Origin of the sequence: Streptomyces sp. WELS2 (assembly GCF_013870595.1) — a bacterium.
GTDB lineage: Bacteria > Actinomycetota > Actinomycetes > Streptomycetales > Streptomycetaceae > Streptomyces.
The window spans coordinates 1-8,086 of record NZ_JACBWZ010000235.1 but is presented as its reverse complement, the minus strand read 5'-3'; the positions used below and the strand labels follow the sequence as shown (position 1 = coordinate 8,086).

The window sequence follows — 8,086 nt, the reverse complement described above, 5'->3', positions numbered from 1 at the left end:
GCTGGGCGGTGCCGGGCGCGGCGAAGAACAGCGTGCGGCCCCGGAAGACCGCGACCGGGCCCGAGCGCGACCCCGCGCCCCACAGCCGGTCCAGCATGCGGCGCCCGAACACCACCGGGGCGCCGACCACGTCGAAGACGGTGCCGCAGGGCAGGACCACGGGGGCGTCCGGGCGTTCCTGCCACAGGGCGAGCGTGCTGCGCGGGTGGGTTCCCGCCGAGGCGAGCCAGGCGACGGCGCCGGCGCTGTCACAGGTCACGTTCGGGGCACTGGTCGTCATGACACCCAGATGTACAGCCCGTCAGCGAGCGGTTTCGCTGAGTTGCGGAAAACCGGGACAGGACGGCCGAGGAGGAGTATCTTGCCCACCCGGCATATGCCGCTGGCGGCCGGGAAGCGTCCGCCGTGCCGCGCGCTACAGCGGATCGGCCGACGTCCGGTCCTCGCCCTCCCCGCGCATCAGGTCCCGCCCGAACTCGACCATCTTCTTGGCATAGTCCTCGGTCCACTCCGCCCGCTCGGCGATGTCCGCCGGGGTCAGCCGGTCGAACCGGCGCGGGTCGGCGAGCTGGGCGGCCGCGACGGCCTGGAACTCCACGGCCCGGTCGGCCGCCGCGCGGAACGCCTGGGTCAGCTCCGTCGCCCGGGACAGCAGCTCGCGCGGATCCTCGATCGACTCCAGGTCGAAGAAGTGCTCCGGGTCCGAGGCCGCCGCCGCGGGCTCGAAGAGCAGGGGCGCGGGGCGTAGCCGCGGTTCGTTGCGACGCGGCGTGGGCTCCGCCATGTCTTGTCTCCTCCTCGTACGGTTCGCCGGCACCGCTTTCGGGTGGGCCACCGTCCATTGTCCCGCGCCCGCGCAAGGGGCCCGGGCCGACGAGGAGAACCCGGCGTCACACCTGCACGAGCGGCTCCCGGGTGAACAGGCTGCCCAGGGTCGGCGCGTTCACCCGGCGGTCGGCCAGCCGCAGCGCCTCCCAGACCGTGACCTGGCCGGCGGTGAGGACCGGCTTGGACAGGGCCTTCTCCAGGACGCCGAGGTGGGCCGCGGTGTGCAGGGCCGTGTCCGGCAGCAGGACGGCCTGGGCGTCGGGGGTGTCCGCCGCGCGGGCCAGGGCCAGCACCTCCTCCCGGCCCCAGCCGGCGACCTCGTCCGGGGTGGCGGTGGCCGGGGAGCGCGGGCCGGTCACCTCCAGGCCCGCGGCCCGCAGGAAGTCCGCGAACAGGGCGGTGACCTCCCGCGGGTAGGCCGCGCCGACGGCGACCCGTCGTACGCCCAGCTCGCGGGCCGCGTTGACGAAGCCGAAGGAGGTGGAGGAGGCGGGCATCCCGGCCAGCCGGGCCAGGGTGCGCACCTGCTCCTGGGCGCCCGCGAGTCCGTGTACGAAGCCGCCGCCGGCGCTGGCCCACACCACCGTCTCGGCCCCGGTCAGCCGCAGCGCCTCCACGCCCTCGGCGAACCGCCCGGCGGAGCCCAGCTCGCGCAGCGCGGCCACGTCGCGGGTGTCCTCGCCGGGCTCGGTGTGGATCAGGTCCACCCGGATGTCGCTGCCCAGGAGCTGCTCGATGCGTGGATAGTCGTCCTCGGCACGGTGGCCCGGGTAGAGGAGTCCGAGTGCGGTCATGTCCAGCCTTCCTGATGGTGATCCGGCGGTACGGGCCGTCCCCGGGCAGCCGTGCCCGGCGGCCCGTGTTCCGGGTACCCCGTCGGGGCGGCACCGCGCCTTCCGGCCCGCGGCCGTGTTGACGACGCCGGGTCCGGGTGCGAGCGTGGTCGGTCCGTGCACGGCCGCGCAGGTCAGTCCTCCGGGAGCCGCCCCGCATGACACCGTTACCCCCCACCGTGCTGGTCCTCGACGCCGATCCGCCGCCCCGGCTCGGCCGCCTCACCGGACGCGCCCGGATCGTGCGCACGGACGAGGCGCGTCTGGCCGAGCGGCTGCCCGCGGCGGATGTGCTGCTGGTGTGGGACTTCACCTCGCGCGCGGTGCGCGAGGCGTGGCCGGGGGACGGTCCCCGGCCGCGCTGGGTGCACACGGCGAGCGCGGGCGTGGACCATCTGATGTGCCCGGAGCTGGCCGCGTCGGACACGGTGGTGACCAACGCGCGCGGGATCTTCGAGCAGCCGGTGGCCGAGTACGTGGCGGCCCTGGTGCTGGCGGTCGCCAAGGACCTGCCGCGCACCCTGGCCCACCAGCGGGAGCGGGCCTGGCGGCACCGGGAGACCCGGCGGGTGGCGGGCACGTACGCGTGCGTGGTCGGCTCGGGTCCCATAGGCCGGGCGATCGTGCGGGCGCTGAAGGCCCTGGAGGTGCGGACGGCGCTGGTCGGGCGGGTGCCGCGGACCGGGATACACGGCCCGGACGACCTGGACCGGCTGATCGCCCGCGCGGACTGGGTGATCGCGGCGGCTCCGCTGACCGAGCGGACGTACCGCATGTTCGACACGCACCGGTTCGGCGTGATGCAGCCCTCGGCGTTCTTCGTGAACGTCGGCCGGGGCGGCCTGGTGGACGAGGACGCCCTCGCGCGGGCACTGGAGCGGCGCTGGATCGCGGGCGCGGCACTGGACGTGTTCGCCGCCGAACCGCTGCCCGAGGACAGCCCGTTGTGGGAGCTGCCGGGGCTGATCGTGTCCCCGCACATGAGCGGCGACACCTTCGGCCGGCACGATCGGCTCGCGGCGCAGTTCGTCGAGCTGTACGAGCGGTGGGCGGCGGGCAGACCGCTCGCGAACGTGGTCGACAAGAAACGCGGCTACGTGCCCGGTCGCTGAAGGCCCCGCCGCCGCTCCCCCTGGTGCGGGCGCGGCGGATCCGGCCGGAGGCGCCCGCGTCCGCCCGGCGGTGACCGCGCCGCCGGGCCGGCGAAACGGGGTGCATAGCCGGATCACGTCTGGGTAGCCGCGCCGCCATGGCTGCACCACGTGGGAACGACGCACACACCATACGGCCGGGACGCGGACACACCCGGCGCTCCGTGCTGGCGGGACTCGCGGCGTTCGGCGCGCTGGGCGCGGCGGGCTGCACACGGGTGGCGTCGGCGTCCGGGAAGGACGGCGGCGACCTGCTGGAGCGGCTGCGCGCCCAGGGTGTCGTACGGCTCGGGATCGCCGGCGAGGTGCCCTTCGGGTACATCGACCGGGACGGCAGGCTCACCGGGGAGGCGCCCGAGCTGGCCAGGGCAGTCTTCCGGCGGCTCGGGGTGGACCGGGTGCAGCCGGTGCCGACCGAGTTCGGCTCGCTGATCCCGGGGCTGAACGCCCAGCAGTTCGACGTGGTGGCCGCCGGGATGTACGTCACCCCGGACCGCTGCGAGCAGGTCATCTTCGCCGACCCCGACTACCGGATGCCGGACGCGTTCATCGTCCGCAAGGGCAATCCGCTCGGGCTGCGCACCTACGCGGACGCGCTGCGCCGGCACGCGAAGATCGCCACCGGGACCGGGTACGCGCAGATCCAGCACGCCGTGGAGGCGGGCTTCAAGGAGAACGACCTGGTCATCGTCCCGGACCAGGTGGCCGGGCTGAACGCGGTGGAGTCCGGGCGGGTCGACCTGTTCGCGGCCACGGCGGTCACCGCGCGGATGGTCGCGCGGGGCTCCGCCAAGGCCGAGTCGACCAAGCCGTTCATCGCGCTCGTGGACGGCAGACCCAAGGCGGACGGCGGGGCGTTCGCGTTCCGGCCGAACGAGACCCGGCTGCGCGACGCCTTCAACGCCGAGCTGCACAAGCTGCGCCGCAGCGGGGAGCTGTACCGGATCGTGCGGCCCTTCGGCTTCACCGAGGCGGAGATGACGACCCTGACCGCGAAGGAGCTGTGCCGCCGATGACCGCGGGCCTGTGGAAAATCATCCTCCAAGGGGTCGGCGTCACCCTCCAGTTGCTGGTGTACAGCGCGCTGCTGGCCGCCGCGGTGTCCTTCGCCGCCGGTGCCGCGCGCACCCACCGCTCGCGGCTGGTCCGCTTCGTCGCCGGCCTGTACACCGAGGTGTTCCGCGGCACCTCGGCGCTGGTGATGATCTTCTGGGTGTTCTTCGTGCTGCCGGTCGCCTTCGGCTGGCAGCTGGTGCCGATGTGGGCGGGCACGCTCGCGCTGGGCCTGACCTACGGCGCGTACGGCGCCGAGATCGTGCGCGGCGCGCTGGTGGCGGTGGACCCGGCGCAGCGCGAGGGCGGGATCGCGCTCGGCTTCACGCCCTGGCAGCGGCTGCGGCTGATCCTGCTGCCGCAGGCGGTGCCGGAGATGATCCCGTCCTTCTCCAACCTGCTGATCGAGCTGCTCAAGGGCACCGCGCTGGTGTCCATCACCGGCATGGGCGACCTGGCGTTCAGCGGCAACCTGGTACGGCTCGCCCTCCAGCAGAGCGCCCAGATCTACGCGTACCTGCTGCTGATCTATTTCGTGATCGCGTTCCTGCTCACCCGCGGGATGCGCGGTCTGGAACGCCGGCTGAAGGCGGAGGTGGCCCGATGACCTGGGACTGGGGAGCGGTCGCCGACTTCCTGCCGTACTTCGGCAAGGGACTGGTCGTCACACTGGAGGCGCTGGCCCTGGGGTCGCTGATCTCGTTCGCGCTGGGCCTGGTGTGGACGCTGCTGATGCGGGCGCCGACCCGGTGGGCGCGCTGGCCGGTGGGGGTCTTCACGGAGTTCGTGCGGGACACCCCGCTGCTGGTGCAGCTGTTCTTCCTGTTCTACGTGCTGCCCGAGGCGGGGGTGACCCTGTCCCCGCTGACCACCGGGGTCCTCGGGCTCGGGCTGCACTACTCGACGTACACGATGCAGGTCTACCGGGCCGGCATCGAGGCGGTGCCGGCGGGTCAGTGGGAGGCCGCGACGGCGCTGAGCCTGCCGGTGCGGCGTACCTGGACGGCGGTGGTGCTGCCGCAGGCGGTGCGCCGGGTGGTGCCGCCGCTCGGCAACTACGTCATCGCGATGCTGAAGGACACGCCGATGCTGATGACGATCGGCGTGCTGGAGATGCTGGGCCGGGCGCGGCTCGTCTCCCAGCAGCACTTCCAGTTCACCGAGCCGCTGACGGTGATCGGGGTCGCCTTCGTCGTCGTGTCGTATCTGGCCTCCCTTCTTCTGCGCACCCTGGAGCGACGTCTTGTCCGTTGAGACCAGCAAGCAGCCGGCCGCGACCGGCACCCTGCCGACCGAGCTGATCCGCATCGAGGGGGTGACCAAGCGGTTCGGGGAGAACACCGTCCTGGACGGGCTGGACCTGTCCGTGGACGCGGGCCGGCACGTCACCCTGATAGGTCCCTCCGGTTCCGGGAAGACCACGATCCTCAGACTGCTGATGACCCTCGCCAAGCCGGACGAGGGCACGATCACGGTGGCCGGGCAGCGGCTGTTCCCGGCGCCGGAGAAGCAGGTGCGGGAGGTCCGCAAGAAGATCGGGATGGTGTTCCAGCAGTTCAACCTGTTCCCGAACATGTCGGTGCTGCGCAACGTCACCGAGGCGCCGGTGCGGGTGCTCGGCCTGTCGAAGGACGAGGCCGAGGCGCGGGCGCGGGAGCTGCTGGACCTGGTGGGCCTGGCCGACAAGTGCGACATGAGGCCGACCCGGCTGTCCGGCGGGCAGCAGCAGCGGGTGGCGATCGCCCGGGCGCTGGCGATGCGGCCCCAGGTGCTGCTGCTGGACGAGGTGACCTCCGCGCTCGACCCGGAGCTGGTCGCGGGCGTGCTCGACCTGCTGCGGGACATCGCGCGCAGCACGGACATCACCATGCTGTGCGTGACCCACGAGATGGGCTTCGCCCGGGACATCTCCGACCAGGTACTGATGTTCGACTCGGGCCGCGTCATCGAGGCCGGCCCGCCGGAGAAGATCTTCGGCGACCCGGAGCGGGAGCGGACCCGGGAGTTCATCAGCGCGGTCCTGTGAGCGGCGGGGTCCGTCGGCGCGAACGGGCACCGGTACGTGCCCTTGGCATATGCCACCGGATCTCGCCGCCGGTGGGAGCGTGCACACGAAGGGCTTCATCTCGCCGAGACCCTCTTCCGCGGGGTCCCCGCGCGGCTATCGTGGACACGATCCGACCCGGATCGCGGCCGAGGGGGACCCATGAGTTTCAAGCCGACCGCCCCGTACCACTGCGCCCAGGAAGCCCTGCGCGTGCTGGAGATCGTCTCCGGCCACCCGGCCGGCATCACCGCCGCCGAGCTGGCCCGCCGCACCGGTCTGGTCCCCGGGCGGCTCACCGGCCTGCTGCGGATGCTGCGCCGCGAGGGCTACGTCCAGGAGATCGCCGAGGGCGCGTACGTCACCGGCGAGACCCTGCGCCGGCTCGGCTCGGCGCACGACCGGGAGCGGGCCCTGCGCGACAGGCTCCAGCAGAACCTGGACCGGCTGCGCGACGCGGTCGGCGCGGCCGTCTACCTCAGCCGGTACGTGGACGGCGAGGTCCGGATCACCCAGTACGCCGCCGGGCCGGCCACCCCGCCGGTCAACGAGTGGGTGGACTTCCGCTACTCCGCCCACGCCACGGCCGTGGGCAAGAGCCTGCTGACCCAGCTGGACGCGAACGCCCGCCGCGACCACCTGGCCCGGCACAAGATGGCGCGGCTCACCTCGCGCACGATCACCAGCGACAAGCTGCTGCTGTCCCGCCTGGAGGCGCAGCCGCCGGCGGCGCCGGTGCTCGACCTCCAGGAGTACGCGGTCGGCACGGTCTGCGCCGCCGTACCGGTCACCGCGGGCTCCACGGTCGGCTGCCTCGCCCTGTCCCTGCCGGTGCGGGACGCGCACCGGCTGAAGCGGGCCGCGGACACCCTGAACCGCAACGCGGCGCCGGTCCTGCTCTCGCTGGCGATCTAGGTCCGCCCGGGTGGTCACGAGCACCCCCGGGGACCGGGTAGTATTTTCTTCGTCGCCGGCCGCGGGAAGAAAAACCCGAGGCAGGCGGGAGTCATGCGCCGCTAGCTCAGTTGGTTAGAGCAGCTGACTCTTAATCAGCGGGTCCGGGGTTCGAGTCCCTGGCGGCGCACCTGAGAAGGGCCCCTCGTCTCGACGGGGGGCCCTTACCCGTGCGCTCAGAAGGTGACGTCCGAGCAGGCGTAGAACGCGTTGCCCGTGTCGGCGATCGTCCACACCGAGACGATGACGTGGTGCCCGCTCAGGCCGGACGGCAGGGTGCCGCTGTGGCTGAGCGTGGACGGCGGCTGCTGACCGCCGTAGGGCACCGTCAGGAACGGCGTGAGGTTGAGGTCCGAGCGGGCGAGGTTGTGATCCTGGTTCCAGCCCTGCTTGGTGATGTAGTACCTGAAGTCCGTCGTGGCGTGCCTGGCGGTGAACTGCCAGCGGAAGGTGTACGACTGCCCGCCCGTCACCTTCGTGGCCGGCCAGGCCGCGCCGGACGGTGTCCTGGGCGCGCTGAGCGGGGCGAACTGCCCCAGCCCGGCGTTGCAGATCTGGCCGTCGGCGGGTCCGCCGGCCGGGAAGCCCTTGGGGCCCTCGACGCTCTGCGGCTCCCACTGGATCTGGCCGCAGTTGGTCACGGTGCCGTTCTGGCAGAGCTTCTGCCTGCTGATGGGGAGATCGGTGTAGCCGTGGCCGCTGGCACCGCCGGTGGAGAGCGCGAACGCTCCGGCGGTCACCGCGCCCAGTACGACCGCGGACAACTTGGTCTTGGTGCGCATGCTGCCGCTCCTGGGGAACGTGGGGAGTTCGGTGAGCCGTGCAGGTAGGTCTAGACCAAGTCCCAGATTATTGCCGCCAGTTGAACATGTCCATACCAATCGTGCAGGGGTTGGCCCCGCCGGCTACACCGGCTCACCACGCCCCGAGCAGAACGCCACGGTCAGGTCCCGGACCAGCACCTTGCGGTCGTAGTCGTCCAGTTCGACCAGACCGCGCGTGGTCAGCCGGGTCACCGTGTCCTCCACCGAGTCCACCACCGAGCCGAGCAGGCTGGCCCGCTGCCGGGCGTCCAGCGCGGCGATGCGGCGCCGCTGCACCGCGGCGGCCACCTCGGGGGCGTACTCCACCCGGACCGGCTGCACCGAGAACACCTCCACCCCCACCGGCGCGGTCTCCTCGGCCAGCTCCCCGGGGCCGTGCGTCCGGCCGCGCAGCTTGAG

11 protein-coding genes and 1 tRNA gene are annotated in these 8,086 nt (G+C 72.7%); 7 read left to right on the top strand and 5 right to left on the bottom strand.

The window, feature by feature from the left end; genetic code table 11:
- From H5J33_RS16000 to H5J33_RS15990, 3 genes are all read right to left on the bottom strand, one after another.
- A partial coding sequence (locus H5J33_RS16000; protein WP_181795577.1) for a bifunctional DNA primase/polymerase occupies positions 1–280 on the bottom strand: 280 nt, incomplete at its 3' end.
- Positions 281–415: 135 nt separating this feature from the next.
- Positions 416–784 (bottom strand): hypothetical protein, encoded by a 369-nt coding sequence (locus H5J33_RS15995; protein ID WP_181795576.1) that lies wholly within the window; start codon positions 782–784, stop codon positions 416–418.
- A 106-nt stretch (positions 785–890) separates the two neighbouring features.
- On the bottom strand, positions 891–1,622 hold the full coding sequence (locus H5J33_RS15990) for a decarboxylase (protein ID WP_181795575.1): 732 nt from the start codon (positions 1,620–1,622) through the stop codon (positions 891–893).
- 197 nt (positions 1,623–1,819) lie between these two features.
- On the opposite strand from H5J33_RS15990, the gene H5J33_RS15985 reads away from it, so the two are divergent.
- The 7 genes from H5J33_RS15985 to H5J33_RS15955 all read left to right on the top strand — a co-directional run bounded on the left by H5J33_RS15985 (position 1,820) and on the right by H5J33_RS15955 (position 6,993).
- The gene (locus H5J33_RS15985; RefSeq protein WP_181795574.1) at positions 1,820–2,773 is read left to right on the top strand and encodes a D-2-hydroxyacid dehydrogenase; all 954 of its coding nucleotides are present in this window, start codon (positions 1,820–1,822) and stop codon (positions 2,771–2,773) included.
- A gap of 137 nt (positions 2,774–2,910) precedes the next feature.
- Positions 2,911–3,828 (top strand): ectoine/hydroxyectoine ABC transporter substrate-binding protein EhuB, encoded by a 918-nt coding sequence (ehuB, locus tag H5J33_RS15980; protein ID WP_258565139.1) that lies wholly within the window; start codon positions 2,911–2,913, stop codon positions 3,826–3,828.
- Entirely contained in the window at positions 3,825–4,472 is a 648-nt protein-coding gene (ehuC, locus tag H5J33_RS15975; protein WP_181795572.1) for an ectoine/hydroxyectoine ABC transporter permease subunit EhuC, read from the top strand. Before ehuB ends, ehuC begins: the two co-directional genes overlap by 4 nt.
- Positions 4,469–5,119, top strand: a complete 651-nt coding sequence (ehuD, locus tag H5J33_RS15970; protein WP_181795571.1) for an ectoine/hydroxyectoine ABC transporter permease subunit EhuD — start codon at positions 4,469–4,471, stop codon at positions 5,117–5,119. The genes ehuC and ehuD overlap by 4 nt, the downstream gene beginning before the upstream one ends.
- Positions 5,109–5,891 (top strand): ectoine/hydroxyectoine ABC transporter ATP-binding protein EhuA, encoded by a 783-nt coding sequence (gene ehuA, locus H5J33_RS15965; RefSeq protein WP_181795570.1) that lies wholly within the window; start codon positions 5,109–5,111, stop codon positions 5,889–5,891. Before ehuD ends, ehuA begins: the two co-directional genes overlap by 11 nt.
- A 180-nt stretch (positions 5,892–6,071) precedes the next feature.
- A complete protein-coding gene (locus H5J33_RS15960; protein WP_181795569.1) occupies positions 6,072–6,824 on the top strand; it encodes an IclR family transcriptional regulator in 753 nt (250 codons plus the stop codon).
- Between the two features lie 95 nt (positions 6,825–6,919).
- Positions 6,920–6,993, top strand: a tRNA-Lys gene (locus tag H5J33_RS15955).
- A 46-nt stretch (positions 6,994–7,039) separates the two neighbouring features.
- Here H5J33_RS15955 and H5J33_RS15950 read toward each other — a convergent pair.
- Complete coding sequence (locus tag H5J33_RS15950) at positions 7,040–7,645, bottom strand: lytic polysaccharide monooxygenase (protein ID WP_181795568.1); 606 nt, start codon at positions 7,643–7,645, stop codon at positions 7,040–7,042.
- A gap of 123 nt (positions 7,646–7,768) precedes the next feature.
- Positions 7,769–8,086: SPFH domain-containing protein (locus H5J33_RS15945; protein WP_399552837.1), on the bottom strand; the 318-nt coding region annotated here is incomplete at its 5' end.